The sequence below is a fragment of the Anaerobacillus sp. 1_MG-2023 genome (assembly GCF_030547345.1).
GTDB lineage: Bacteria > Bacillota > Bacilli > Bacillales > Guptibacillaceae > Guptibacillus > Guptibacillus hwajinpoensis_B.
Window position 1 is genome coordinate 1 of record NZ_JAUORD010000150.1, and the last position, 258, is coordinate 258.

Sequence of the window (258 nt, forward strand, 5' to 3'; positions counted from 1 at the left end):
CTTTGTAACCAGGTCAATATGCTCCAATGACATTGGCAGCATATGTGGTATTCGATTAGACTGAATCATCTTCAATTGAACCGCATTTAAATCATCTGCCGTTAATTTTTTGTTGTCTTTTTTGGAAAATACGATTGATTGACCATTCTCTGTCGAATAATCATATTCCAGATTGTAAATTGTTCCCATTCTTTTTCCTCCTACATGATTATGTACTATTTAAATAAATAGTTGATTGTTTTCCAGCTAGCCTTAAAT

The 258-nt window shown here is 32.6% G+C and carries 1 protein-coding gene; it reads right to left on the reverse strand.

Annotation, left to right across the window (positions count from 1 at the left end):
• On the reverse strand, window positions 1-189 hold a 189-nt coding region (locus Q4550_RS23645; protein WP_303536697.1), incomplete at its 3' end, for a hypothetical protein.
• Window positions 190-258 lie beyond the last annotated feature (69 nt).